1 protein-coding gene is annotated in these 318 nt (G+C 48.4%); it reads right to left on the reverse strand.

The genetic code is table 11. The features are described 5' to 3' along the window. On the reverse strand, positions 1-318 hold a 318-nt coding region (locus Q4528_RS13205; RefSeq protein ID WP_303521949.1), incomplete at both ends, for a GntR family transcriptional regulator.

The following is a 318-nucleotide window of genomic DNA, read 5'->3' on the forward strand; positions in this document are numbered from 1 at the left end:
GGTGTTAAGTGTTGGGCGCGTGATTGAGTAAACGCGGTGTTTTGCCATAACTCAATATGTTGGCTATTGCCCTTTAAGCTTCCCCATTGTTGTTGATAATTGGTGGGACTTTTTACGTAACTGCCGCTACCGGTTTTTGATTCAATTAAACCCTGTTGCTCTGCCTGAGCATAGGCTCGGCTAATAGTGCCTACGGTGACCGCTAAGTGCTCGGCGAGATGCCGCTGTGGCGGAAGTTTATCGCCAGCCTGTAGGTGTTGCTGCTCAACCTGTGTTCTGATTTGCTCCACAATTTGAGCGGCTTTGTTGCCTTTGATT

The organism is Staphylococcus pasteuri (genome assembly GCF_030547725.1).
GTDB classification, from domain to species: Bacteria; Bacillota; Bacilli; order Staphylococcales; family Staphylococcaceae; genus Staphylococcus; species Staphylococcus pasteuri.